At 72.7% G+C, this 25,099-nt stretch carries 24 protein-coding genes; 15 read left to right on the top strand and 9 right to left on the bottom strand.

Features of this window, described 5'->3' with window-relative positions:
* Positions 1–2 precede the first annotated feature (2 nt).
* The 3 genes from ACTWPW_RS51990 to ACTWPW_RS51980 are packed head-to-tail and all read left to right on the top strand — an operon-like array spanning position 3 to position 2,076.
* Positions 3–818 (top strand): NAD(P)H-binding protein, encoded by an 816-nt coding sequence (locus ACTWPW_RS51990; protein ID WP_443173292.1) that lies wholly within the window; start codon positions 3–5, stop codon positions 816–818.
* Positions 815–1,219: a pyridoxamine 5'-phosphate oxidase family protein gene (locus ACTWPW_RS51985; protein ID WP_443173291.1), complete on the top strand. Its 405-nt coding sequence runs from the start codon at positions 815–817 to the stop codon at positions 1,217–1,219. The genes ACTWPW_RS51990 and ACTWPW_RS51985 overlap by 4 nt, the downstream gene beginning before the upstream one ends.
* 2 nt (positions 1,220–1,221) lie before the next feature.
* The gene (locus tag ACTWPW_RS51980) at positions 1,222–2,076 is read left to right on the top strand and encodes a haloalkane dehalogenase (RefSeq protein WP_375112242.1); all 855 of its coding nucleotides are present in this window, start codon (positions 1,222–1,224) and stop codon (positions 2,074–2,076) included.
* Positions 2,077–2,091: 15 nt separating this feature from the next.
* Here the strand turns inward: ACTWPW_RS51980 and ACTWPW_RS51975 are convergent, their stop codons facing one another.
* Positions 2,092–4,245, bottom strand: a complete 2,154-nt coding sequence (locus ACTWPW_RS51975; RefSeq protein WP_443173290.1) for a CBM35 domain-containing protein — start codon at positions 4,243–4,245, stop codon at positions 2,092–2,094.
* 147 nt (positions 4,246–4,392) lie between these two features.
* Here ACTWPW_RS51975 and ACTWPW_RS51970 point away from each other — a divergent pair, with 147 nt between their 5' ends.
* The 3 genes from ACTWPW_RS51970 to ACTWPW_RS51960 all read left to right on the top strand — a co-directional run bounded on the left by ACTWPW_RS51970 (position 4,393) and on the right by ACTWPW_RS51960 (position 6,846).
* Entirely contained in the window at positions 4,393–4,953 is a 561-nt protein-coding gene (locus ACTWPW_RS51970; protein WP_375112244.1) for a TetR/AcrR family transcriptional regulator, read from the top strand.
* Positions 4,954–5,021: 68 nt separating this feature from the next.
* Positions 5,022–5,210, top strand: coding sequence for an NmrA family NAD(P)-binding protein (locus ACTWPW_RS51965; protein WP_443173289.1), 189 nt, complete (start codon positions 5,022–5,024; stop codon positions 5,208–5,210).
* Positions 5,211–5,580: 370 nt separating this feature from the next.
* Entirely contained in the window at positions 5,581–6,846 is a 1,266-nt protein-coding gene (locus ACTWPW_RS51960) for a hypothetical protein (RefSeq protein ID WP_443173288.1), read from the top strand.
* A 51-nt stretch (positions 6,847–6,897) separates the two neighbouring features.
* Here ACTWPW_RS51960 and ACTWPW_RS51955 read toward each other — a convergent pair whose 3' ends face one another.
* The 5 genes from ACTWPW_RS51955 to ACTWPW_RS51935 form a co-directional block, all read right to left on the bottom strand.
* Complete coding sequence (locus ACTWPW_RS51955) at positions 6,898–7,332, bottom strand: GNAT family N-acetyltransferase (protein ID WP_443173287.1); 435 nt, start codon at positions 7,330–7,332, stop codon at positions 6,898–6,900.
* Between the two features lie 288 nt (positions 7,333–7,620).
* A complete protein-coding gene (locus tag ACTWPW_RS51950; RefSeq protein ID WP_443173286.1) occupies positions 7,621–7,842 on the bottom strand; it encodes a hypothetical protein in 222 nt (73 codons plus the stop codon).
* Positions 7,843–8,019: 177 nt separating this feature from the next.
* Positions 8,020–9,036 carry an aminotransferase class V-fold PLP-dependent enzyme gene (locus ACTWPW_RS51945; protein WP_443173285.1) on the bottom strand — a complete coding sequence of 339 codons (1,017 nt, stop codon included), beginning with the start codon at positions 9,034–9,036 and terminating at the stop codon, positions 8,020–8,022.
* A gap of 4 nt (positions 9,037–9,040) precedes the next feature.
* A complete protein-coding gene (locus ACTWPW_RS51940; protein WP_443173284.1) occupies positions 9,041–9,709 on the bottom strand; it encodes a hypothetical protein in 669 nt (222 codons plus the stop codon).
* A 43-nt stretch (positions 9,710–9,752) separates the two neighbouring features.
* A complete protein-coding gene (locus tag ACTWPW_RS51935; protein ID WP_375112251.1) occupies positions 9,753–10,523 on the bottom strand; it encodes an ABC transporter ATP-binding protein in 771 nt (256 codons plus the stop codon).
* Positions 10,524–10,650: 127 nt separating this feature from the next.
* Here ACTWPW_RS51935 and ACTWPW_RS51930 point away from each other — a divergent pair, with 127 nt between their 5' ends.
* Together ACTWPW_RS51930 and ACTWPW_RS51925 are read left to right on the top strand one after the other, a co-directional pair.
* Complete coding sequence (locus tag ACTWPW_RS51930; RefSeq protein ID WP_443173283.1) at positions 10,651–11,670, top strand: ABC transporter substrate-binding protein; 1,020 nt, start codon at positions 10,651–10,653, stop codon at positions 11,668–11,670.
* 6 nt (positions 11,671–11,676) lie between these two features.
* The gene (locus tag ACTWPW_RS51925; protein ID WP_443173282.1) at positions 11,677–12,462 is read left to right on the top strand and encodes an ABC transporter permease; all 786 of its coding nucleotides are present in this window, start codon (positions 11,677–11,679) and stop codon (positions 12,460–12,462) included.
* A 140-nt stretch (positions 12,463–12,602) separates the two neighbouring features.
* Here the strand turns inward: ACTWPW_RS51925 and ACTWPW_RS51920 are convergent, their stop codons facing one another.
* Positions 12,603–13,991 carry an alkaline phosphatase PhoX gene (locus ACTWPW_RS51920; protein ID WP_443173281.1) on the bottom strand — a complete coding sequence of 463 codons (1,389 nt, stop codon included), beginning with the start codon at positions 13,989–13,991 and terminating at the stop codon, positions 12,603–12,605.
* Positions 13,992–14,215: 224 nt separating this feature from the next.
* Here ACTWPW_RS51920 and ACTWPW_RS51915 point away from each other — a divergent pair, with 224 nt between their 5' ends.
* Positions 14,216–15,751, top strand: a complete 1,536-nt coding sequence (locus tag ACTWPW_RS51915) for an AMP-binding protein (protein ID WP_443173280.1) — start codon at positions 14,216–14,218, stop codon at positions 15,749–15,751.
* A gap of 33 nt (positions 15,752–15,784) precedes the next feature.
* Here ACTWPW_RS51915 and ACTWPW_RS51910 read toward each other — a convergent pair whose 3' ends face one another.
* Both ACTWPW_RS51910 and ACTWPW_RS51905 read right to left on the bottom strand, forming a co-directional pair.
* Positions 15,785–16,837, bottom strand: a complete 1,053-nt coding sequence (locus ACTWPW_RS51910) for an aldo/keto reductase (RefSeq protein WP_375112256.1) — start codon at positions 16,835–16,837, stop codon at positions 15,785–15,787.
* A 64-nt stretch (positions 16,838–16,901) separates the two neighbouring features.
* Positions 16,902–17,441 carry a class I SAM-dependent methyltransferase gene (locus ACTWPW_RS51905; RefSeq protein ID WP_443173279.1) on the bottom strand — a complete coding sequence of 180 codons (540 nt, stop codon included), beginning with the start codon at positions 17,439–17,441 and terminating at the stop codon, positions 16,902–16,904.
* Positions 17,442–17,694: 253 nt separating this feature from the next.
* On the opposite strand from ACTWPW_RS51905, the gene ACTWPW_RS51900 reads away from it, so the two are divergent.
* The 6 genes from ACTWPW_RS51900 to ACTWPW_RS51875 all read left to right on the top strand — a co-directional run.
* Positions 17,695–17,889, top strand: a complete 195-nt coding sequence (locus ACTWPW_RS51900) for an MbtH family protein (RefSeq protein ID WP_375112258.1) — start codon at positions 17,695–17,697, stop codon at positions 17,887–17,889.
* A 100-nt stretch (positions 17,890–17,989) separates the two neighbouring features.
* Entirely contained in the window at positions 17,990–18,181 is a 192-nt protein-coding gene (locus ACTWPW_RS51895) for a hypothetical protein (protein ID WP_443173278.1), read from the top strand.
* Positions 18,182–18,308: 127 nt separating this feature from the next.
* Positions 18,309–20,963: a DUF7825 domain-containing protein gene (locus ACTWPW_RS51890; protein WP_443173277.1), complete on the top strand. Its 2,655-nt coding sequence runs from the start codon at positions 18,309–18,311 to the stop codon at positions 20,961–20,963.
* Positions 20,964–21,222: 259 nt separating this feature from the next.
* Entirely contained in the window at positions 21,223–22,263 is a 1,041-nt protein-coding gene (locus ACTWPW_RS51885) for a TauD/TfdA family dioxygenase (protein WP_443173276.1), read from the top strand.
* Positions 22,264–22,660: 397 nt separating this feature from the next.
* Positions 22,661–23,599, top strand: a complete 939-nt coding sequence (locus tag ACTWPW_RS51880) for a cyclase family protein (RefSeq protein ID WP_443173275.1) — start codon at positions 22,661–22,663, stop codon at positions 23,597–23,599.
* Between the two features lie 118 nt (positions 23,600–23,717).
* Positions 23,718–25,099: MFS transporter (locus ACTWPW_RS51875; RefSeq protein ID WP_443173274.1), on the top strand; the 1,382-nt coding region annotated here is incomplete at its 3' end.

Genomic DNA, 25,099 nt, shown 5'->3' with positions numbered 1-25,099 from the left:
CCATGATCGTAGTCACGGGTGCCACCGGGCAGGTCGGCGGCGAGCTGGTGAGGCTGCTCGCCGCCGCGGGCGAGCAGGTGACCGCGCTTTCCCGCCGGACCGCGCCCTTCCCCGAGGGCGTCCGGCACAGCGCCGGCGACCTGGCCGAGCCCGCGAGCCTGAAGCCCGCCTTCGACGGCGCCGATGCGTTGTTCCTGCTCGTCGCCGGTCAGGACCCGCGCGCCGTCCTGGACGAAGCCGTGGCGGGCGGGATCCGCCGCGTCGTCCTGCTCTCCTCCCAGGGCGCCGGCACCAGGCCGCACGCGTATGGGCACCCGGTCGCCTTCGAGCAGGCCGTGCGCGGATCGGGGCTGGAGTGGACGATCCTGCGGCCGGGCGGCTTCGACTCCAACGCCCTGGTCTGGGCCGAGCCCATCCGCGCCCACCGCACGGCCGCCGCCCCGTTCGGGGACGTCGCCCTGCCGGTCATCGACCCGGCCGAAATCGCCGAGGTCGCGGCCGCGGTGCTGCGGCAGGACGGGCACGCCGGGCGTACGTACGAGCTCACCGGCCCCGAGCCGGTCACCCCGCGCCGGCGGGCCGCGGCCATCGGCGACGCCCTCGGGGCGGAGGTGCGCTTCGTCGAGCAGACCGAGGAGGAGGCCCGCACGCAGATGTCGCGGTTCATGCCGGCGCCGGTCGTCGAGGGCACCCTGGCCATCCTCGGCACGCCCACCGAGGCCGAGCGGCGGGTCAGCCCGGACGTGGAGCGCATCCTCGGCCGCGCCCCGCGCACGTTCGCCGACTGGGCCGCCCGCAACGTCGCGGCCTTCCGATGACGACGACCACCGCACTGCCGGGCCCGGCGGAGTCCTTCCTCGCCGAGCCGCGCGTGGCCACCCTCACCACGCTGCGCCCCGACGGCTCCCCGCACGTGGTCGCCGTCCGCTTCACCTGGGACCGCGACGCGGGGCTGGCCCGCATGCTGACCGTCGCCACCTCGCGCAAGGCCCGCAACCTGGCCGTCCCCGGGCGGGCCGCGCTCTGCCAGGTGGAGGGCTTCCGCTGGGTCACCCTCGAAGGCGCCGCCACCGTGTCCCGCGATCCGCGCCGGATCGCCGAGGCCGCCCGCCGCTACACCCGGCGCTACCTGTCCCCGCCGCCCGATCCGCCCGGCCGGGTCGTGATCGAGATCGCGGTGGACCGAACCCTGCACCTCAACACCGGAAAAGGACCATGAACATGCCCATCCAGAACGTGCTCGACTCCACGATGTCCTACCGGGAGCTCGGCGAAGGCGCGCCGATCGTCCTCCTGCACGGCAACCCGACCTCCTCCCACCTGTGGCGCGACGTCATGCCCGCCATCGGCCGGGGCCGCCGACTGGCTCCCGACCTGATCGGCATGGGGGAGTCCGGCAAGCCCGCCGTCGCGTACACCTTCGCCGACCACGCCCGCTACCTGGACGCCTGGTTCGACGCCCTCGACCTGGACGACGTGCTGCTCGTCGGCCACGACTGGGGCGGCGCGCTGGCCTTCGACTGGGCCTCCCGCCATCCCGGCCGGGTGCGCGGCATCGCCTTCACCGAGGCCGTCGTCAAGCCGATGACCTGGGAGGAGTTCCCCGAAGGCGGCCGCGAGCTGTTCCGGGCCATCAAGACCGAGGGGGTCGGGGAGGCCATGATGCTGGACGGCAACGCCTTCCTCCGCGAAGGCCTGCCCGCCACCGTCCCGACGCTGACCGACGCGGACATGGCGGCCTACCTGCGGCCGTACCCGACCAGGGAGAGCCGGCTGCCGCTGCTGCGCTGGGCCCGCTCGATGCCGCTGGACGGCGAGCCGGCCGACGTCGTGGCCCGGATCGAGGCGTTCGACCGGTGGCTGGCCGCCAGCGTGGAGGTGCCGAAGCTGCTGATCGACTTCCGGCCCGGTCCCGGCACGATGTGGACGCCGGAGACCGTCGCCTGGTGCGCGGCCACCATCGCCTCCCTCGAGATCGTGGCGCACGAGGAGGTCGCCGGGCACCACACCCCGGAGGATCACCCGCACGTCATCGCGGCGGACGTGCGGGAGTGGATGTCCAAGCAGGGGTGGTAGCCCGGCCCCCAGTGCTCACCCGACGGGTGCGGCGATCTGGATGCGGTCGATGTCCGGCGCGTAGCCCGCGGAGGCGTTGCCGAACGTGATCGTGTTCGCGCCCGCCGCCAGGACCACGTCCACGACCGTGGTGCGGTAGTTCGACCAGCCGAGCGTGTTGCGGAAGTAGTGCCGGTGGGCGGCGCCGCCGTTGACCGAGATGTCGGCGTAGCGGTCGACGATGTTGGTGTTGTAGTTGGTCGCGCCCTCGCCGAGCTCCCCGTTGGCGTAGGTGACGACCATGCGGTAGCGGCCGGCGGCCGGGACGGTGACGTTGTTGAAGCGCAGCGTGTTGGCCGCGCCCGCGCCGATGTAACCCACGTAGCCGCCGCCCGACGCGGCGGCGTTGGCGGCCACGCGGGCGGTGCCGCCGAGCGTGTTGGCGGTGGATTCGGCCTGGTAGGAGGTGATGGTGCCGGTCGCGGGGGTGACCTCGAGGTAGTCGAGGTTGACCGCGTCGCGGTCGTCGGTGGCGTACGCGCCGACGTCCACGCGGTTGATGCCGGCCGTCAGGAACACCTTCGTGGTGACCGTGTTCCAGGTATTCCAGTCGGCGGTGCCGGGCAGGGCGACGTCGGTGAGGTCGGAGCCGTTGAGCCGCAGCCGCACCGAGCGGGCGGCCGGGGCGCCGGTGTACGGGCCCGCCGAGTACCTCAGGGCCAGGTTGTAGTAGCCGTCGTTCGGCGCCGTCACCACGAAGTTCGTGCTCGCGGTGGTGCTGGCGCCGTACCCCTCGGAGAAGGACGTGCCCGAGTAGCCGGTGTTGGGCCCGTACGTGACGCGCGCCGAGCCGGACAGGGCGGCGTACTCGGCCTCGTAGCGGGGGCCCGCCGGCGACAGGTCCTTGTCCGGCGTCACGATCACGTGGTACGCCGAGGAGCCCTTCAGCCCCGTCAGCGGGATCGTGATCTGCCCGCCGGAGGCGGTGAAGTCCGACTCGGTCACCCGGTAGGGGCCGGGGGAGGGGTTCAGCCCGGTGTCGTCCACGCCCCACACCGTGGCGTGCACCGTGCTCCCCAGGGCGGCGGGGATGCCCCGGACCACGAGGTCCGTGTCGTAGACGCCGGAGGCGGCGTTGTTGCCACCGAAGATCACCCGGGCCTGCTTCCGCGCCGGGTCGTACGCGGCCAGGCCCTGCAGGGAGCCGCCGGGCGCGGGCGGGGTCACGGCGACCGTGGTGCCGGTCAGCTCGCCGTACCACTTGTACAGCCACCACCCGCCGGTCGCCTGGTTGTTCCTGGTCACCAGGTCGTTGAGCCCGCCGGCCGTCGTCCAGTACGCCAGGCAGCCGTCGACCTTGCTGTTCTCGAACCTCGCCACGAACTGCACCAGGTTCCCCGGCACGCCCAGGTCGCCGGACGAGCGGCCGTACTCGTTGATCGTGATCGGACGCGGCGCGATCCCGAGGCTCGTCTCCATCGCCCGGTAGTCGGCGTAGTGGGTGTGCCAGCCGGTGAAGAAGTCGTTCCCGAGCTCGTGCCAGGTGGTGACGTCGGGCAGCACGCCGTTGTCGCGGGCGAACGTCAGGAACGCGCGCAGGTCCGCCGAGCGGTAGGAGGCGAAGTTCGGGCCGGCGATGCGGGCGCCCGGGTCGATGGAGCGGATGCGCTGGTGGACGGCCTTGTAGTCGTTGAGGAAGGCGGTCAGGTTCCCGGCGTACCAGATCTGGTCGGGCTCGTTGAAGGGCACGTAGACGTACGAGGTCCGGTACGGGTCGGCGACGACCTTCCTGGTCATCGTGTCCACCTTGGCCAGGTAGTCGGCCAGGCCGAGCCGCTCGTACGGCCACTCCTGGTAGATGTCCTGCATGTAGATCTGGATGTCGCGGCCGCCGACCCGCTTGAACATCGGCGCGATCTTCAGCGCGTCGCCGTTCGGGTGCTGCCGGCCGTCGGGGGCCTTCTGGGCGGTGACCTGGGGTTTCAGGGCGGCGAGCATGGTCTCGTTCGGGATGCCCTCGTCGCCGAGCCCGTACAGGAAGCCGGTGGCGCCGTAGCGCAGCGGGCCGGTGGGCGTCGCGAGGTCCACGACGAGCTGGGACGCGGCCCGTGCGGGGGTCGCGGGCAGGGTGCTGGTCACGATGATCGCCGCCGCCAGAGCCGCCGCCGACCAGGCATTCTTCCTCCACATGACAGTACGGCCTCCTGATGTGACCGGTCACAGATACTGCTTGAGTGTGATCGGTCACATGGGGGAGGGAAAGAGGGTGTTATCGGCTTGTTACCGGGAAATGTCGCCCGGTCGAATGCATACGCGTGTTGGCCTACACTTGTTGTCATGCCTTTCACCGAAAGATCCGCCGGGACCCGGGCCTCCATCCTCGCCGCCGCCAGGAAGCTGCTCATCGAGCGGGGCTACGAGGCCATGACGATCCGGGCGGTCGCGTCGCTGGTCGGCGTGGACCCGTCGATGGTCATGCGCTACTACGGCAGCAAGGCCGGGCTGTTCAGCGCCGCCGTGGACGTGGACCTGCAGCTGGGCAAGGTCGAGCGGCCGCCGCTGGACCGGCTGGGCGAGCTGCTCGTACGCCACTTCCTGGCGCGCTGGGAAGGCGATCTGTCGGACGACGTGCTGATCCTGCTGCTGCGCTCGGCCAGCACGAACCCCATGGCCGCCGAGCGCATGCGGGAGGTGTTCGAGCGGCAGATCGCCGCGTTCGTGGCCCGCGCGACCGGGGCCGACGACGCCGCCTACCGGGCCGGCCTGGCCAGCACCCAGCTCCTGGGGCTGGCCCTGACCCGGTACGTCCTGCGGTTCCCGCCGATGGTGGACGCCGAGGTCGAGACGCTCGTACGCGACATCGGGCCGGTGCTGCAGCGCTATCTGGCGGGCGCCTAGCGGGTGCTGTTCCCCGTGTAGCGCCTCCTGTCCGAGACCTGGAAACACCTACGGACAGGGAGAGACGGATGACGATTCTCGTGACCGGCGCCACGGGGACCGTCGGCCGCCAGATCGTGGCGCAGCTCGTCGAGCGGGGCGCGCGCGTACGCTCCTTGACCAGGAACCCGGCGGCGGCCGGGCTGCCGCCGGGGTCGAGGTGGCCTGCGGCGACCTGGCCGCGTCCGGGACGCCGGCCCCGGCGCTGGAGGGCGTGACGCGCGTCAGCGTGCTGAGCGGCTGGAACGAGACCTCGGTGGAGGAGGCCCTGCGGGCGGGTGAGCTGGGGTGGACCGATGCGGGCCGCGGGGGTTCCGGGATGAAAGTTTCAGCAGGAACCCGCAGGTCGGTGAGAGCCCGACGGCGGTGTGTTTGACGGCCACCCGGGAGCGTGCGATCAAGGCTCGGACAGGAACGACGGCTCACCCGAGTTCGGCCGCCCCGGCCGAAGTCGCGCGTACGGCGGCTCGGCGCGACGACACGAGCGGCAGCGCGAACGGACAGCCGGAACTGACAAGCCGGGCCTTGAGGGAGCGCGCCCTTCTCGAGGCCCACGGATGTTAGCGCTACCAGAAACGGAGGACCGGCGTGAAGACACTCATCCGACGCCTGGCCATCCTGCCCGTCCTGCTCATCTGCGGGTTCCTGTTACCCCTTCGACCGGCCCTGGCCGACACGAACGTGGCCAGGAACGCGACCCCGTCGGCCTCGTACACCTCCCCCTGGGAGACCACCGCCGCGATCAACGACGGCATCGACCCCCCGAGCTCCAACGACACCGTGAACCGCCGCTGGGGCACCTGGCCCGACACCGGCACCCAGTGGGCCGAGCTGACCTGGACCTCCGCCCAGACGATCAAGTCGGCCGAGGTGTACTTCTTCGACGACGGCGGCGGCGTTCGCGTACCGGCGTCGTGGAAGCTGCAGCGCTGGACCGGCAGCGCGTACGCCGACATCCCCGGCGCCTACCCGGTCTCCGTCAACGCCTACAACAAGATCACCTTCTCGGCGGCCGTGAGCACCACGCGGCTGCGCGCCGTCCTGCAGAGCGGCCAGGCGTCGGTCGGGCTGCTGGAGGTCAAGGCGTGGGCCGCCGACCCGCCGGGCGGCGGCACGGGCTGGAACCCGCCGGCCAACCTCGTCACCCCGCTCAACGAGGTCTGGCAGCACCAGGAGAGCACGTACCCCAACCTGTACGGCTTCCGCAACTACGGCTGGGACCAGGTCATGGCCAACGGCGGCTCGATCAACTACTGCGTGCGCTGGGACTCCGGCGCCTCGGTGACCGCCGCTCAGCGCGACCAGATCCACGCCACGCTGGCCCGCCAGTTCAAGAAGTGGATGGACCTCATGGTCGGCCACAACGGCTGGCCGTACAGCAGCGTGCCGGTGAAGGTGGTGGGCTGGGCCGTACGCGACCGCGCCCAGCTCCAGTGGAGCGACAACTCCGTCGACATCTACGTCAACGACATCCGCGAGAACGCGCCCCAGTGCGCCGAGCCGTGCGGCCGCTTCTTCAACCAGAGCGGTAACTACCCCAACTGCCCGGGCGGCGCGTCGCACCACTACGACATGTCGCTCTGGCTGACCTCCGGCTTCGGCGGCGGCGCCGGCGGTGACTGGGGGCAGCGGATCGGCAGCGAGTATTACATGTCCAACCTCAACACCGACAACGTGCACATCCTGCTGCACGAGATGGGCCACTCGTTCGGGCTGGACGACTTCTACGACTGGACTCCCACGGGGGTGTGCTGCTTCCTGATGAAGGCGGGCAGCGCGTCGTCGATCACCGAGTTCGACGCGTGGATGTTCCGCGACTGGTGGCGCCACCTGAAGAGCCGCTACGGCCTCTGACGGGGAGCATGCCGCCGGGCTCGGTCGATGGACGCCTGCCGGGCCCGGCGGCTACGGGGTCACGTAGTGGTGTACGAGGGCGGGTTCGCCGGCCGCGTTGACCCAGTGGGCGCGGCTGCTGCCGACCCTGCGCCAGCCGGACCGCTCGTAGAACGCGATGGCCGCCTCGCCCTCGGAGGACACCTCCAGTTTCAGCGGCCCCCGCGCGGCGGCGCGAACCGCGTCGAGGAGCCGGGCCGCCAGGCCGCGCCCGCGTGCCGGCGGGGTGACGAACAGGCGGACGATCTCCCCGTCCCGGGTGAGACCCACGTGGCCGAGCACGCGTCCCGCCTCGACCGCGATCCAGGCCGACGTCAGGCCGGCCGGAGCCAGCCAGCCCCACGGGTCGTCCGGCCAGTCCACGGGATAGCGGTCGGCGCGCTGGACCTCGGCGAGCGCCGCCACGCAGGCGGCCTCGTCCTCGGGGGTTCTGCGGCGGATGTTCACCCGGACCAGCGTAGGGCCACGATCCGGGCCCGCCGCGTGCGGCTCGGGTCCCGGAGGTGCCGGCCCCGCGCCAAGCGGGGAACCGGCGTGACCGGCACCGTGCGTCGTGTGACGCGGACCGTGCCGGGCGGAGGCGGCCCGGGGGAGGTCGGCGGGCGTGCGATCGGGTGGGGCGGAGGGGGTGGGGGTTGCGGCGCGGCGCCCTGGTGCTGGATGCCGGCCGGGCGCCAGGAGCGCCGCGCCGCGGGGCGTGGCCGCGGTCCTCAGGGACGGGCCGCGGTCAGGCCGTCAGCGTTGTTGCGTGCAGTTCGCGGACTCCGGCGAGGCGACGGGGACCTGCACCCCGATGCCTGCGGCGTCCAGGCCCGGCACGCAGACCTTGGCGTTGTTGAGCACGTCAACCGTGCCCTTGACGTCGTGCGGGACGTGCGCCACCGCCGGTGCGGCGAGCGCGGACAGCGCGAACGCCCCGGCGAGGGCGACGGTGGTGATGCGGATCGGATGGCGCATCGGGACAGCCTTTCTGGTTGCGGAGGGGGCCAGTGTTCTCCCTGAGGTGTTTTGCCGCTGACCTTGACAACGGAACGTGACGGGCGGTTACGCTGCGCTGTCAAGTTCGCAAGGGCAACCTGGCGTCACTGTTGCGATCCTGTGATGCGCCATCGGCGGTCCCGAGGAGACCAAGGGTCAGGTCAGGGCGTCGAGGGCGCGGTCGACGTCGTCCTCGGTGGTGTAGACGTGGAAGCTGGCGCGTACCTTGCCCGCCCGGACCGCCGCCCGGATCCTGGCCGCCGCCAGCCGCTCGCCGGGCGCGTCCACCGAGACGATGGCCGTGTCGGACGGCTCCAGGCCGAGCCCCGTACGGAAGCGGTTGGCCAGGGCGACGTCGTGGTCGCGGATGCGCGCGACGCCGAGCTCGTTGAGCAGCTCGATGGCGGGGGCGGCGCCGACGTAGGAGAACCACGCGGGCGACAGGTCGAACGCCCGAGCGTCGCCCGCCAGACGCAGCGGCGGGCCGTAGTAGGAGCCGCCCTCGTCGGCGCCGCCGTACCAGTTGGCGGCCAGCGGGCGCATGCGCTCGCGCAGGCGCGGCGACAGGTACCCGAACGCGGCCCCGCGCGGCGCCATCAGCCACTTGTACGCCGCGCAGGCCAGCACGTCGAGACCCGCGACATCGACGGGCAGCCACCCGCACGCCTGGGAGCCGTCGGCGATGACCAGCACGTCATGAGCCCTGGCGGCGGCCACGATGTCGGCCCGCGGCGCCACGTACCCGGTGGCCGACTGCACCAGGCTGAACGCCACCGCCGCGGTGTCACGGGTGATGGCGTCGGCCAGCCGGTCGGCGGGCACCGTCTCGACGTCGGCGGCCACGGCCCACGGGAACAGGTTGCTGGTGAACTCGATCTCGGGCACGACGACCTTGGCCCCCGGCGGGAGCGCGGTGGCCACGACCGACATGATCTGCGAGACGGTCGACCCGACGCTCACGTCGGAGACCGGAGCGCCGACGAGACGGGCGAAGGCCACCCGGGAACGGCCCACGGAGGCGTCCCACGGTTTCCAGTCGGTGCTGCCGTGCCGCCATTCGGTCAGCACCGCCTGGAGTTCTTCGAAGGCGCGGCGCGGAGGCAGGCCGTAGGAGGCGGTGTTGAGCCAGCCGGGGTCGGCGTCCCAGAGCTTGCGGGCCGAGGCGATGTCCATGGGATCAGCCTAGGAACCGGAGCGGCGACGGAGGAGGGAGGTGCCGGCCGGTGGTCTCAGCGGGCGGCTCCGGGGGCCAGGACGTGATCGCGACCACCAGGGAGCAGAGCACCGCCGTGTCCGCGTGCCGCGCGACCTGGTGCGTGAGCATCGGGTCCGAGGCGCGCGCCAGGCGGCCGAGCGCGGCGCGGATCCTGCGGGCCACCAGCTCCATCGAGCGGGCGGGCGCGATCGCCCCGTGGCGGGCGAGGCCGCGCAGCGAGCCCGGCAGCGGTTCGTCGGCCGCCAGCAGGCCGAGCTGGTCGCGCCGGTCACCCCGCACCCCGTCCAGGCGGGCCGACACGAAACCGGGGCACAACTCCACCCCGGCCCCCGCCGCCGTCACCCCGTCCCCGCCCTCCGCCGCGCCAGGGTGGGCGGCCCGAGGGCCGGTCGCGAGGAGCCGGGTGAGTGCGGCCAGGGCGGGTGCCGGGTCGGCGCCGGCCGGACCGACCGCGACGGGCGCGCCCGCCACCGGGTCCGCCTCCGCGCCGCTCCCAGCACGGTTCCGCGTACGGCTCTCCGCATCGATCTTCGGGCCACCCTCCAGGGACTCGCCCGTCACCAGATGTCCTCGTGCGTCCCAGACGTCCTGGTCGCGTCCCGTCACCACACCGAAAGCCAGCCGCACCACAAGCACATGATTCGGGCAACCGGCCGCGCCCGGCAACCGGGTATCACGGATCCACGGCGGCTCGCCGGGCCCCCAGCACCTCGTGCAGCTCCGCCGAGCAGCGCGCCAGGTCGGCCGCGTACGCGTTCCGCCCGAGCGTGCGCGGCCGGGGCACGGCCACGTCCACCACCGTCAGGACGCGCCCCGGATGCGGCGTCAGCACCACGACCCGGTCGGCGAGCAGCACCGCCTCCTCGATCGAATGCGTCACGAGGACCACCGTGGCGGCGTGCTCCATGTGGATCTGCTGCAGCTCGATCGACAGCTCCTCGCGCGTCAGCGCGTCGAGGGCGGAGAACGGCTCGTCCATCAGCATCACGCGCGGCCGCTGGATCAGCGCCCGGCACAGCGCCACCCGCTGCTGCATCCCGCCCGACAGCTCGTGCGGCAGCCGCCGGTCGAACGCCTCCAGCCCCACCATCTCCAGCAGCCCGTACGCCCGCCGCCGGTGCTCCTCCCTCGGCCAGCCGAACACCTCGACCGGCAGCAGCACGTTGTCCAGCACGCTGCGCCACGGCAGCAGCGCCGGGCGCTGGAACATGATGGCGACGTCGCGGCGCGGCCTGACCACCGGCTCCCCGCCGACGCGCACCTCCCCGGACGTGGCCGTGAGCAGGCCCGCGACCAGCCGCAGCAGCGTGGACTTGCCGCAGCCGGAACGGCCCACGACGGCCACGAACTCCCCGTCGGCCACGTCGAGATCGACCTCGCGCAGCGCCTCCACCGCCCCCCGGCGGCCACGGAACACCTGGGACACCTCGCGCAGCCGGATCACGTGGTGACCTCCCGCAAGCCCCGGGGAACTCGGATCGTCCTCGATCGTAGGCGACGTTCGCGCGGATGCTGAGAGGTTGGCACGCATTCATATTGACCCCCTTGGATGGTCAGTCATGATCTGTGTCATGAGGCGACTGCCGCGCGTCATCACGATCACCGCCCTCGTAGCGACGTTCTCCCTCCCCGCCGGCTGCGGCTCGGGGGCGCGGGAGGCGTCGCCCGCCCGCCCGGCGGCCGACCGGGTCACCTACCTGACCGCGTTCGGCACCTTCGGCCGCGAGGCGTACGCGTACGTCGCCCTCGACAAGGGCTATTTCCGGGAGGCCGGGCTGGACGTCACCGTGCAGCCCGGCCAGGGCAGCGGTGAGAACCTGGCCGCGGTCGCCGGCGGCCGGGCCCACTTCGCGCCCGTCGACTTCACCGCCATGCTGATCAACGCCGCCGGCGGCAAGACGGCCGGCGTCGTCACGGTGGCGGCCATCCACCAGCGGACCCTCGCCGGCCTCATGGCGCTCGGCGACGGCGGCATCGGCCGGCCGAAGGACCTCGAGGGCAAGACCGTCGGGGACGCGCCGGGGTCGGTGATCACCATGATGTTCCCCACGTACGCCAAGCTCACCGGGGTGGACCCGGCGAAGGTCAAGTGGGTCAGCCTGGAGCCCGCGCAGTTGCCCGCCAATCTCGCCTCGGGGCAGGTGGACGCCATCGGCCAGTACGTGGTCGGCCAGCCCACCGTGCGCAACGCGGCCAAGGGCAAGGAGGTGAAGGTGCTGCCGTTCGGCGACGTCATCACCGACATGTACGGCCTGGGCCTGACCACCTCCACCACCCTGGTGAAGGACAAGCCCGACCTGGTCAAGCGGTTCACCGGCGCGCTGCTCAAGGGGCTGGCGTACGCGGTGGAGCATCCGCGGGAGGCGGCCGAGATCCTGGTCAAGCACCATCCGGCCCAGAACGCCGTACCGGCCGCCGCCGAGCTGACGCTGATGGCCCCGTACGTGCGCCCGGCCGGCGCCGAGCAGGTCGGCGCGATGGACCGGGACCGCGTCACCCGCGCGATCGCGGTCCTGCGCGAGGCCGGGGCCTTCGAGGGCCAGGTGGCACCCGAGACGGTGGTGTCGTTCGACCTCGCCCCCAAGGGCTGACCCGGGGTGGAGGAGGACAGGAGCCGCCGGGACGCGGTCACCGCGGCCGGCTGGTCCACCCTGGGCGTGGTCGTCGCGGCCGGCGCGTGGGCCCTGGTCGTCTCGGCGTTCGCGATCCCCGAGATCATCCTGCCCTCGCCCGCCGACGTGCTCGCCGCCTTCGGGCGGATCCCCGGCTACCTGCTGGAACAGGCCGCCATCACGCTCGCCGAGACGGCGCTCGGCTTCGCCCTGTCGGTGTGCTGCGGGCTGGTGATCGGCATCGCCATCGCGGCCTGGCGGGTGGCGGAGCTAATGTTCTACCCGCTGCTGGTGGCCTTCAACGCCGTCCCCAAGGTGGCGCTGGCGCCGCTGCTGGTGGTGTGGATGGGCTTCGGGCAGCAGCCCAAGGTGGTGATGGCGCTGCTGGTGTGCTTCTTCCCGATCGTGCTGTCGGTGGCCAGTGGGTTGTCCTCGACACCGCCGGAGCTGGTGGAGCTGGCCATGTCGCTGGACACCCCGCGGTGGCAGACGTTCATGAAGATCCGCTTCCCGGGCGCGTTGCCGCAGATCTTCGTCGGGCTGAAGGTGGCCATGCCGCTGGCCTCGATCGGCGCGGTGATCGGCGAGTTCAGCGCGGGCGACGCGGGGCTCGGCTTCGTGATCGTCCAGGCCGGGGGCAGTGCCGACACCGCGCTCGCGTTCGCCGCCATCGCGCTGCTCGGCGTCATGAGCATCGCGCTGTTCTACGCCCTGGTGCTGGCCGAGCGCCTGCTGCTGCCCTGGGTCAGGGAGACCACCGCGCTCCGCTGAGCCACGTCACCACCTCTCACCACGACGAACGCCGGCGGCGGACGCCGGCAGCCGACGCGGTGGAGCGAGCTGTCCCCGCCCCCGCCCCACGACCGACGCGAACGGCCGCCGGCGAGCCGTCCAGCACCGAGAGCGGGCGCTCAGGTGCGCTGCCAGGGGCCGGTGATGGCCAGGACGTGGCCGGGCGAGTAGATGTTGGCGAACAGGATCGAGCCGTCGCCGCTGAAAGTGGGCCCGGCGAACTCGCTCTCGCTGGCCTCGTGGCGGGCCAGCAGGTACGGGACGCCGTCCCGCGTCACCCCCACCAGGTGGTTGTAGCCCTCGCCGTCCTCGGCCAGGATCAGCCCGCCATGCGGCGAGACCATGATGTTGTCGGGCCCGCCGTAGCCGCTCGCGGGGTCGGGGTTGACGCCGAAGATGGTCTTGAGGGTGGCCGTGCGGGCGCGCGGGTCGTAGAACCACACCTGGCCGTCGTGCTCGCGGGTGCTGCCGTCGGAGGTGCGGGCGAAGCTGGAGACGAAGTACGCCCCGCCCTCGCCCCAGTAGGCGCCCTCCAGCTTGTGGGCGCGGGTCACCTGGTCGTCGGTGAGCTGGCGGCGGATCGAGGTGGTGCGGGCGTCGCGGTCGGGCACGTCCACCCAGCGCACCTGGTACGTGGTGCCCGGCCGGGTGGCCTCCGACAGGTCGGCGACGTGCCGGCGGCCCTCGTAGCAGCTCATCGCCTGCAGCCGACCCGCGGTGTCGCCTCCGGGGGACAGGGCCAGCGCGCGTAAGGCGCCCGTGCCGCCGCGGAAGCCCTGCGGGGGGAGCCAGCGGTAGTAGAGGCCGTGAGGGCTCACGGCGTCCTCGGTGAGGTAGACGGCGTAGGTGAGCGGGTCCACCGCGACGGCCTCGTGCGCGTAGCGGCCGAAGAACTTCAGCGGGACGGGGTCCAGGTTGGCCTCGTTGTCGAAGGCGTACACCTCGAAGACGTAGCCGTGGTCCTTCTGGAACGGTCCGGTCGCCAGGTATTCGGCCTCCTCGCAGGTCAGCCAGGAGTTCCAGGGGGTGCGCCCGCCCGCGCAGTTGTTGAGCGTGCCGGCGAGGCTGACGTACTCCCTGACGCGGTCGCCGCCGGCGGTGAGCTCGATGGTGGTGGTGCCGCCGCGCGCGCCGGGGTCGTAGGTGAGGCGGGGCAGGGTGGGCACGGCGTACGGCTCCTCGAGGATGATCTCGTGGTTGCACACCAGCGCCCCGCCCCCGCCGCGCCCGGCGAACCAGGCCATGCCGTCGGGGTCGCTCGGAGTGGGCTGGCCGCTGTCCAGCAGCGTCACGCCCGCCTCGGCGACGACCTTGTACGAGAACCCGGAGGGCAGGCTGAGCAGCCCGGCCGGATCGGGGACCAGCGGGCCGTACCCGTGCAGGGCGCGGGTGGCGGCGCGGGCGGTGCCGGTCTCCGCGATGGCCTCGATGCTCCCCGCGAGAGCGATTCCCAGACCCCCTGCGGTGCTGTGACGGAGGAACGAACGACGGGACACCGGTGTTGACATGGGAGATCGCCTCCAGTAGCGAGAGGTGTTGCCAGTCGGCGGGTCAGCGCCGCCGCGCTCGCTCCATGTCTCGCACACAAACAACAGATGAATCCAGAATGAACGCCGAATTAAGCGATTTTCTGGGGTGGCGGATAGGGGTCCCCTACCGGCGTCCGGGGAGATAGGAGACGCGCCCGAACGGGTACGCGTACGTTCTCCCGCGAGAAAGGCCGTACACGCCCATGATCGGAAGGCTGATCGAGCTGGGCGGCTTCGGGATCGAGGCCGCCGTCGCGCTCACCCGCAACGGGCTGCTGGGACCGGTGCACCCCGCCGCCCTCGCCCGGGTGGTGGAGGCGTACCGGCATTTCCACGTGACCCCCGCCGCCGGGCTGGCCGTGGCGGCGGCCCGCTGGCCGGACCGCACCGCCGTGGTGGACGAGGACGGGACGCTGACGTTCGCCGAGCTCGACGCCCGGGCGGCGGCGCTGGCGGCGGGCCTGCACCGCCGGCTCGGCGTGCGCCCCGGCCGGACGGTGGCGGTCATGTGGCCCAACGACCGCGGGTTCGCCGAGGCGGTCGCGGCCGTGTCCCGGCTGGGCGCCGACCTGCTGCTGCTCAACACCGGGCTGGCGGGGCCGCGGCTGCGTGACGTGCTGCGGCGCGAGGGCGTGCACGCGCTCATCGCCGCCCCCGGCCTGCCGGCGGTCGACTTCGACGGCCCCCGGGCGGGCGACCTGGACTCGTTGGTGCGCGAAGGCGGGTCCGGGGCCGCTCCGGTGCCGCGGCGGCCCGGACGGCTGGTGCTGCTGACGTCCGGGACGACCGGCGTGCCCAAGGGCGCGCCCCGGCGGCTGTCCATGGCCGCGACGGCCGAGCCGTTCGTCTCGATGCTGGCCACCGTGCCGGTGCGCGGCGGGGAGCCGATACTCATCGCGCCGCCGCTGTTCCACGGGCTCGGGCTGCTCTGGTACGCCGTCGCGCTCGTGCTCGGGTGCCCGGTCGTGCTGATGCGCCGCTTCGACCCGGAGGCCGTCCTCGACGCGCTCGACCGGAACCGCGCCGGGGCGCTGGTGGCCGTGCCGGTGATGCTGAGACGCCTGCTGGCGCGCAAGCCCCGGCGGCTGCCGCACCTGCGGGTCGTGGTCTCCGGCGGGTCGGCGCTGCCGCCGGACCTGGCCGCCGCCTTCATGGACGCCTACGGCGACGTGCTCCACGACCTCTACGGCTCCACGGAGGCCGGCTGGGCCGCCCTGGCCACGCCCGCCGACCTGCGCGCCGCCCCCGGCACCGTCGGCCGCCCGCCGCGCGGGACCACCGTGCGGATCGAGGGCCCCGGCGGGCACGAGCAGCCGGCCGGGCAGGTGGGCCGGGTGCTCGTCGGCGGCGGGCTGACGTTCCGGGCGGACGGCCTCATGAGCACCGGCGACCTCGGGCACCGCGACGGGCGCGGGCTGCTGTTCATCGACGGGCGCGACGACGAGATGATCGTCTCCGGGGGCGAGAACGTCTTCCCGCAGGAGGTGGAGAACCTCCTGTCCGGCCTGCCGGGCGTGGCCGACGTGGCGGTGCTGGGGGTGCCCGACGAGGAGTACGGACAGCGGCTGGCGGCGTACGTGGTGGCCGAGGACGGCGTCACGCTGTCGGCCGACGAGCTCCGGCGGGCGGTGAAGGAGCAGCTGGCGGGCTTCAAGGTGCCGCGCGACGTCGCGTTCGTGCCGTCGGTGCCGCGCAACCAGACCGGCAAGGTGGACCGGGCCCGGCTCACGGGGAGCTGAGCCGGGCCTGCCGCCGGCGAAGCGCAGCCCCCGCTACCGGGCCGCGATGAGCGTCTCGATCGGCGGGTTCACCCGGGCGAAGCCCTCCTGGCTCCGGTACGGGTAGTAGGGATAGGCCGCCGTGACGGTGCTGGCGGCGTCGAGCCGGGCGACCTGGCCGGCGGTGAGGTTCCAGCCGACGGCGCCCAGGTTGTCGCGCAGCTGCTCCTCGTTGCGCGCGCCGACGATGACCGAGGCGACGGTCGGCCGCTGGAGCAGCCAGTTGAGCGCGATCTGCGGGACCGTCCTGCCGGTCTCGGCGGCGATCTCGTCGAGGGCGTCCATCACCGTGTAGAGGCGCTCGTCGGCCACGGGCGGGCCGAAGGCGGCCGTGCGGTGCAGCCGGCTGCCCTCGGGGAGCGGCACGCCGCGCCGGATCCGGCCGGTGAGGCGGCCCCAGCCGAGCGGGCTCCACACCAGCGCGCCGACGCCCTGGTCGCGGCCGAGGGGCATCAGCTCCCACTCGTAGTCGCGGCCGACCAGCGAGTAGTAGACCTGGTGGGCCACGTAACGCGGGTAGCCGTACCGCTCGGCCGTCGCGAGCGACTTCATGAGCTGCCAGCCGGAGAAGTTGGACACGCCGACGTACCGGAGCTTGCCCGCCCTGACCAGGTCGCCGAGGGTGGACAGCACCTCCTCGATCGGCGTGGCCGCGTCGAAGGCGTGCAACTGGAACAGGTCGATGTAGTCGGTGCCGAGCCGGCGCAGCGCGTCGTCCACCGCCTTGATCAGCCGCGGCCGGGAGGTGCCGGCCCCGTTCGGGCCGTCGGCCACGGGCAGCCCGGCCTTGGTCGAGATGAGCACCCTGTCGCGCCGCCCCTTGACGGCCTGGCCGAGCACCTCTTCCGAGGCGCCGTCGGAGTAGACGTCCGCGGTGTCGAACATCGTCACCCCCGCGTCGAGCGCCACGTCCACCAGCCGCCTGGCCTCCGCCACGTCGGTGTTGCCCCAGGCGCCGAACAGCTCGCCCTTCCCGCCGAAGGTCCCCGCGCCGAAGCTCAGTGCCGGGACCTGGAGGCCGGACGCGCCCAACTGCCGATATTCCATGATCTCATCCATCCTATTAACGGGTCAGATTTCCCGTTAGTAAGATAACACGCTAACGGCACATTTATTCCATTAGCGGGCTGCGGGCGATGAGATAGACCTGCGGGAAGCCCCGCCTGGCGTCCTCGCCAGGGGCGACCACCAGCCGGGCGACCTCGTCGAGCCTCAGGTCGAGCAGCAGCCCGGCCACCCGGCCGGCCGAATGCCGGTAGGCGCGGTAGGTCACGTGGTCGTACGCCTGCGCCGGCCCTTCCCGGCCGTCGCAGGCCGGAAAGCCGAGCAGCAGGTGCCCGCCGGGCGCGAGCACGCGGCGGAACTCCGCGAACGCCTCCGGGAGCAGCTCGGGCGGGGTGTGGATGATCGAGTGGTTGGCCAGCACCCCGGCCAGCGCGGCGTCCGCCACCTCGAGCGACTCCATCCGGCCCACCTCGAAGCGCAGGTCCGGATGTGTGGCCCGGGCCAGCGCGACCATCTCCGGCGACAGGTCCACCCCGAAGGCGCGCACGCCGAGGGAGTGCAGGTGGGCGGTGACGTGGCCGGGGCCGCACCCGACGTCCGCCACCGTCCCGCCGCCCGCGACCAGCGCCGCGAAGGCGGAGGTCATCGCGTGGTGCAGCGGGTTGTCGTGGTAGCGCGTGGGGATCGACGTACGCCGGTTCGAGTTTCCGGGGTCGGAGCTCGCGAGGTGTGGCGGCCGGCGGTGGCACCGAAGCGCTCCTTGACAGATGCCGACTTTGCGATCAAATTAGGCAAGGCTTGCCTAACTAAGGCAATGCCATACCGGCTGGGCCACCAGGACATGACCCAGCCGGGACCGATCGCCCAGATCGGCACGGCCCGATTCCAGGAGTGAACCCATGAACCCCTTCGACGACCCCGACGGCGAGTTCCTCGTCCTGGCCAACGACGAGGACCAGCACTCCATCTGGCCCACCTTCGCCGCCGTGCCCGAGGGCTGGTCGGTGCGCTTCGGGCCCGACACCCGGGCCGCCTGCCTGGCCTACGTCGCCGCCACCTGGACGGACCTGCGCCCGCGCAGCGTGCGGCGGTGACGCCCGGCCCCACGGCGCTGATCCGGCCTCTCTTTGATCGTGCGGTGGGCGGCCTCGCCGGCCGTCCACCGCGCCACCCCCTCACGACGAGCAGCCCCTCATGGCACGAGGGACTCTGCACAGCACCAGGACCAAGCCCCAGACGTCCGAACTGCTCATCCTGCGGGAGCCGCGCTTCGTCCCCATGGGGTACGACCAGTGGTTCCGCCTCTCCCTGCCCGTCTCCACGGAGGACTTGCCGTTCTCGATGATCGAGAATTGTCGTGGGCGGCCGTTAGTGTCCCGGCCATGACTGACGCGGTGGCGGTGTTCTCAGACGTCCTCCTGACGCTCGGGGGCCCGCGGTGACCCCCTGGGAGGAGACCCCGGCGAGGGCCGGGTCCGGCGAAGGCCCGCCGCCTCCGGCGGGAGGCGGGCGCGTGAACGCGTGGCAGGACCTGCTCAAGCTGGTCAAGGCCGGTGACGTGCCGGGCACGATCCGGTTCGCGACCGAGCTGGACGCGGCCGGCCGGAAGGCGGTCGCGGCCGAGCTGCCCGCTTACGTCACCCGCGAGTTCCGCGTCACGAGCTGGATGGAGTGGGCCGGCCAGGTAAGCCCGCTGCTGCTGGCGGGCACGGCCTGCCTGAGCGGCGCGGCGGCGGTGACGGCATGGCTGTTCAGGCGGGAGTTCCGGTGGGGGAGCCAGGGGGAGAGCGGGCGGATCCTCGAGCTGCTGCGCCGGCGCCCGGTGGCGTGGCAGGCCGACGTGGCCCGCCGCATCGCGGCACGGTCGCGGCTGCCGGAGCTGCGGCACTGGGTGGTGGCCGCGGAGCTCGTACGCGGGACGGGCATCGAGCCGCCGGACGACGACGCGTTCAAGGTCGGCTGGCTGCGGACCCTGCGCCCGTCGACGGCCGAGGGCGACCCGCTCTTCACCGCGTACGGCCGGCGCCTCTTCGAGATCGACGGCTTGTCCCAGACCGCCCTGTGGCAGGTGGTCGAGGTGGTCGTGCGCCTGGTCGAGAACGGCCTGCTCGACCGCGCGGCCGTCATCGACGGGCTGGTGGGGCGGCTGCTGCGCGACGGTCCCGGAGCGCGCGTCGAGCTCGCGGGCCTGCACGACCGGCTCGACCTCGACATCGACGAGTCGGCCGCCCGCGCCAGGGACTATGCCAGGCTCCTGCCCGCGGGTCCGGTCGCGGTGGCCGACCTGGCGCTGGCGCAGCTGCGGCGGCTGGAGGAGGCGGGCCGGCTGGAGGAGGAACTGTTCGCCGAGGCGGTGGCGGCGCTGGCGTTCCGGCCGGAGAAGAAGCTGCTACGCGCGGCCCTGTCCTGGGCCGGTGACGCGGTGCTGCGCGAGGCGGGCCGGGTGGACGCCGTGCTGGCGGCCGTGTCGATGATCTTCGCGCAGGACACGCCGGCGCTGCGGGAGCGGGCCGTGCGGCTGGCGGTCAAGCTGGCGCCGCAGGCGGGCCGGGCCGGTCGTGAGGCGGTAAGGCAGGCGGCGGCGGAGCTGGACGGGGAGCAGCGGGAGAAGGTCTCGGCGGCGTACGGCGGCGGCCTCGCCGAAGCGCGCACCCCCGTCGCGACGCCCCTGGCGGCCGTACGCGGCCCGTCCCTGCCGCCGCCCGTCACCTCGCCGCAGGAGCTGGCCCGCGAGCTCGCGGCCTTCGGCCGATCACCCGACGTGTACGCCTACGAACGCCTCCTGGCGGGCCTGGCGGAGTGGTCGCACCGCGCACCCGACGCGCTTCGGGAAGCGCTGCGGCCGTGGTGGCACCCGTTCGACCCGCACACCTACGGCCACTACGGCAGCGAGATCCACGAGGGACTGCGCGAGGCCGTCAACCGCGCCTTCCTCGCCTTCGCCTCCCCCGAGCACAGCGGAACGCTGACGCGCGGGGCACACAAGCGCCGGCGGCCGGCGGCCCCGGGCGCGTTCGACCGCCTCTACTTACGGCGTGCCCTGGAACTGGTGACCCCCTTCGAGACGGGAACCGGCTACCCGGTCCTGCTGGCCACGCCCACGTCGGGCACCGGCCACCTCGACCCGTCCGCACTCCTCGACCGCCTGGAACGTCAGGAGGCCGAAGGGGTCCCCGCCCTCCCCGCCGACCTGGCCCAGGCCCTGCTGCGGCTACCGCGCCACTTCTCGCCGTCGGAGATCGAGCGGGCCGGCCGGCTGACCTCGGGGGCAGGACGGGCGTGTGCGGCGTGGATGCGGGCCGGCGGGCTGACCGACCCTGACGTGACGGTGTCCGTACGCCGCCACCAGGGCTACGGCGGGTCGGTCTGGCACGACCTCCACGCCGAATTCACCCCGCCCACCATCCCGTCGGCCATCCCCTCCGCCGCCCCACCAACGGATGCGCCCACCACCGCCGCTGTGTCCGCCACAGTGGCCACCGCCCCCTATCCCGGCCCGTCGGCGGCGGCGCCCGCCTCGCCCGCCGGCCTGCACGAGGAGCTCCGCGACCTGTTCGAGGTGCGGTCGGGGCACACCTACACGCTGACTTGGTGGCCGCTCGTCATGCCCGCTCACCGGGAGGTCGTGGCGGCGCACCTGGCCTGCTACCTGCCGTCGTCGATGGACGCCAACGACCGGCAGACGCAGGCACTGGCGGCGCTGGCCCACGGCGACGGCCCGCTCGGCCCCGCGACGGCGTACGCCCTGGCGTGCGGCATGGGCCACGCGAACCCCGCCGAACGCGCCGCCGCCACCGACGCCTTCCTCACCCTGGCCGCCCGGGGCGAGGTGCCGGCACAGGCGCTGGGGGAGGCGGTGACGGACCTGGTCGAGTCCGAGTTCGTGAAGCTCAACCGCGTGCTGTCGGTCCTCGACGACGCCACGCAGGCGGGAGCGCAGGAGGCGGTGTGGGCGGTGGTCGTACGGGTGCTGCCGGGCTTGCTCCCCAAGGACGGGGAGCGGCCCCGGGCTGGAGTGGCTGACCTGCTGGCGACAGGGACGCGGGCGGCCAGGATCGCGGGGGTGCGGGTGGACGTGCCTGAGGTGGCGGCCGTGGCCGGGCGGAGGGGGTCGAGCCGGTTGGTGCTGGAGGCGCGGCGACTGATGCAGCTGATCGGCTCTCCTTAGAAATCTACTTTGTAAAGGGCTCGGCATGTCAGCAATCGTTTTATTTCAAGCGCTCAACCCGGCCGACGACTGACGACCGGCACGGCACGCCTGCGCGCAATGAGGTGCAGTACCCGCCTTGCAGTCGGCCGGCGGTCGGATCGGTCGAGACCGGGTTCAGGGGCGGGCTTTGCGGTAGCAGTGGGGGCCGGGTTTGCGCTGTGGGTGAAGGCGTTCTGCCGTGGGCGATGGCGGGGTGTCCCGGCCGGTCGGAGAAGGGATGGTGGTGGCGGAAGGATCGGTCGGCAGGGAGGGCGGTGGCGTGACGATGGTCGCGCGAGTGCGGGGTCCCGGGGAGTGGCTGGCGGACGAGCTCCGGGGCAGCGACTCCTGGAAGGTGCGGCTCGACGAGGGGCAGCGGCGCGAGGTGCTGGCCGCCGTCCGCGCTACCGTCCGGGCCGTCGTCCGGGCTGCTGGGGCGGCCGAGCCGGTGGCGGCGGGCGCCGGGGTGACAGGTTCCGCGGCGGCGGGCCCCCGGGCGGGTTCGGGGGAGGGGCTCGCGTTGCCGACGCTGGGTCCGGTGCTGCGGCGCGTGCGTGCGGAGCTGGTGGGCGGGCGGGGGTTCGCGCTGGTGCAGGGGGTGCCGGTCGGGGAGATGAGCGAGCGGGAGCGCGAGGTCGCGGCGGTGGGGCTGGCCGCTCACGTGGGTGAGGTGGTGCCGCAGGGCGCCGGTCGGGAGCCGCTGATGCACGTGCGGGACACGGGTGCCGATCCGGCGGGGGCTCGGACGCGGAGTTTCGAGCACAGCGGGCGACTGGGCTTCCACAGCGATCCGTCGGATGTGGTGGCGCTGTTGTGCGTACGGCCCGCGAGGGCGGGAGGTTCGAGTGTCATCGTGAGTTCGGTGGCGGTGCACAACGAGATCGTGCGGCTGCGGCCGGATCTCGCGGAGGTGCTGTATCGGCCGTGGTGGCACGATCGGCGTACGGGTGACGGCCCGGACAGCTTCTACACGAAGCCGATCTGTGTGCGGCGGGCCGATGGTGGGGTGTCGATGTCGTACGGGCCGGATTATCTCCGTTCGGCACAGCGGGGTGCTGATGTGCCGCCGTTCACGGGCGAGCAGGCGGAGGTGATGGATCTGCTCGATCGGCTGACGCATGATGCGCGTTTCGCGCTGGCGATGGATTTGCGAGAGGGGGATATGCAGTTCCTCAACAACCATGTGGTGCTGCACGGTCGAACGGCTTACGAGGATTATCCGGAGCCGGGGCGGCGGCGTCATTTGTTCCGCCTTTGGCTGGCGACAGGGGGTGGGTGAACATGGATACAACGCCAGCCACCATTTATCCCAGATACGCACTGGTGAAAGCCGTGATAGTCGGCCACCAGCCGTTCGGTCTGATCATCCGCTCACCCTCGGGGGATCGAGGATTCGTGGACCGTTCGTACATCTCCGACACGCCGCTCGAACCCGATGCGTGGCCGGCCGAGGGGGAGCCGGTGCGAGGGGTGGTTCTCGGCTGGACACGGGACGGGCGGCTGCGGCTCGATATACGGAGGACGAGTGTGGAACTCGTCGAATCGCTCGTAACGTCAGCTGGAGTCTCTCCGGCTCCGGCGAGATCATGTCAACGGAGAGGGCGGGATACCCTGCCCGCGGTGTCTCGAACCACGCGACCGGAGGAGTCGATGCCGGGATGACGGCAGGGCGAGCGATGCCTGCACAGGACGACGTGCTCGGGTACTTCGACACGCTGTCGAACTGGGGACGGTGGGGCGACGACGACGAGCTCGGCACTCTCAACCACATCACCGACGACGTCCGGCTGGCGGCGGCGCGGGCCGTACGCCACGGCAGGAGCGTGTCGTGCGCATGGGAGGTTGCCGTACCGGCAGACATGGAGCGGTCGACGACGACGTGCCCGTGCGCCGCCGACATGCCGGGTGCCGAGAACATGCCGGCGCCCGGATTCCGCAACGACCGGCACTGGGGCTTTTCGACCGAGCGGCTCGGCATCACGTTCCACGGCAACACCCTCACCCACGTCGACTCGCCGTGCCACATCTTCTGGGACGGCACGATGTACAACGGGCGGTCGCACTCGTTGGTCGACGCCGAGACGGGATCGGCGTGGGGGGCCGTCACGGCGGCGGCGAACGGGATCATCACGCGTGGTGTCCTGCTGGACATCGCGAGGGTCCGCGATGTGCCGTGGTTGGAACCGGGGCAGGGTGTGTTTCCCGACGATCTCGAGGAGGCCGAGCGGCGCCAGGGTGTGCGGGTGCGATCCGGCGATGCGGTACTCCTGCGGACCGGCCATGGCCGCGCCCGGCACGAGACCGGTGTGGCCGGCGGTTTCAGGCAGGCCGGCTGGCACGCGTCCTGCCTGCCGTGGCTGCACGAACGGGAGGTCGCGCTGATCGGCGCCGACAGCCCTCAGGACGTTCTGCCGTCGGGGTACGAGGACGTGTTGATGCCGGTTCACGCCGTGAGCCTCGTCGCGATGGGTCTGTGGATGCTCGACAACTGCGACCTGGAGGCGTGCGCGACGACGGCTGCCGAGCTCGGCCAGTGGGACTTCCAGCTCGCCGTCGCGCCGGTCCGCTTCGCCGGTACGTCCGGCAGCCCGGTCAACCCGATCGCCACATTCTGACCGCGGTTCACGAGGGGGTGCGACGCCATGAAGAACCTGGCGACTGACCAGCGTGTCACGGAGTGAGCACTCACTCCACCATTGACGGAGTGAGTGCTCACTCCGTACGCTGAGCCGCATGACGAACACACCCGCGCCGGATCCGCGCGCCCCGCACGAACCTCCCACCGCGGCGCGAGACGACAGCGCCGCGATCACGGACCACGAGCTCCTGCCGGACCGGCGCCGCCGCCTGATCGCCACCGCCGCCCTCGGCTGCGCCTTCCTCGGCATGCTGGACGGCACCGTGACCGGCACCGCGATGCCCAAGATCGTCGCCCAGCTCGGCGGCACCGACACCTGGTATGTCTGGGTGGTCACCGCCTACCTGCTGACCTCCACCGTCACCGTCCCGCTCTACGGCCGTTTCTCCGACCTGCACGGCCGCCGCGGGCCCATGCTCATCGGCCTGGGTGTGTTCCTGGCCGGATCGCTGGCCTGCGGCGCGGCCCCGTCCATCACGCTGCTGGTCGCCGCCCGCGCCCTGCAGGGCCTGGGCGCCGGCGCGCTGCTCACGGTGGGCATGTCGGTGGTGCGCGACCTGTACCCGCCCAGCCGCATGGCCGGCATGGTACGCATGCAGAGCGTCATGGCGGTCATGCTCGTCGCCGGCATGATCGGCGGCCCCCTGGTGGGTGGCGTGCTCGCCGACCACGCGGGCTGGCGCTGGGCGTTCCTGCTCAACCTGCCCCTCGGCCTGGTGGCCGCGGCCGTCCTGGCCGCCCTGCTGCCCCGCGTCCGTCCCGCTGCCACCGCCGCCGTCCGCCTGGACCTGGCGGGCATCGCGCTGCTCACCGCCGGGCTCTCGCTCGTGCTGCTGGGGCTCACCCTCAACGGGTACGGTGAGCACGGCCGGCTCCGGGACTGGAGCGACCCGATGGTGGGCGGGCCCCTGCTGGCGGGGATCGTGCTGCTGGCCGCCCTGGTCGCCGTCGAGCGGCGGGCCGCCGTGCCGATCGTGCCGCTACGCCTGTTCGGCCACCGCGCCTATGCCGCGATCGCCGCGGCCGGGTTCTTCTTCCAGGCCGCCGGCCTGCCCGCCGGCATCTTCCTGGCCCTCTACTTCCAGCAGGTACGCGGCCACACCGCCACCGCCTCCGGCCTGCTCCTGCTGCCGATGCTGGCCGGCATGGTCATCAGCAACCGGCTCACCGCGGCGCTGATCATGCGTACCGGGCGGCCCAGGCCCGCGCTCCTGCTCGGCGCCACGCTCCTGACCGCCGGCAGCATCCCCTTCCTCACTCTCGACGCGGCCACCCCGATCCCGCTGATCGCCTGCTGCCTGCTGCTCATCGGCCTGGGCGCCGGACCTGCTATGGGCGGGGCCGGCATCGTCGCCCAGAACAGCGTCCCCCGCACCGACATCGGCACCGCCACCGCCGGGTCCATGCTCACCAAGCAGATCGGCGGCGCGGTCAGCCTCGCCTGCGGCCAGTCCCTGCTCGCCCACCACCTGGCCGG

Source organism: Nonomuraea sp. KM90 (assembly GCF_052246675.1).
Taxonomy (GTDB): Bacteria; Actinomycetota; Actinomycetes; order Streptosporangiales; family Streptosporangiaceae; genus Nonomuraea.
Note: the sequence above shows the minus strand (reverse complement) of the source record. Positions and strands in the feature narration are given on the sequence as shown.